The following is a 423-nucleotide window of genomic DNA, read 5'->3' on the forward strand; positions in this document are numbered from 1 at the left end:
GGAGAAGGGCTTGCAAAAGAATATGACGGACATATGGCAGCCATCGACGGCTTTACCGGGACCATCTACATTGATCCGGATGAAGAGACCATGAAGGCTATGACCGAAAAGCGCGAAGAAGACCGCAGACAGAAAACACTTCTGGAAGAACTGAAGGGCAAAGAGAATGTCACCCTTTCCGGACAGAAGATTAATGTCTATGCGAATATCGGTAATCTTTCCGATGTGGGCGCCGTACTTAAAAATGATGCAGGAGGGATCGGACTTTTCCGAAGCGAATTCCTGTATCTGGAAAGCGAAGATTTCCCGACCGAAGAACAGCAGTTTCAGGTATACAAACAGGTTGCAGAAAATATGGCAGGCAAAAAGGTCATTATCCGTACCCTGGATATCGGAGCAGACAAGCAGGTGGATTACTTTGGA

At 47.0% G+C, this 423-nt stretch carries 1 protein-coding gene; it reads left to right on the forward strand.

Annotated elements, in window-relative coordinates:
* Positions 1–423: putative PEP-binding protein (locus PGU50_RS14170; protein ID WP_330672556.1), on the forward strand; the 423-nt coding region annotated here is incomplete at both ends.

The organism is Coprococcus sp. AM11-30B, assembly GCF_027674365.1.
GTDB classification, from domain to species: domain Bacteria; phylum Bacillota; class Clostridia; order Lachnospirales; family Lachnospiraceae; genus Allocoprococcus; species Allocoprococcus comes.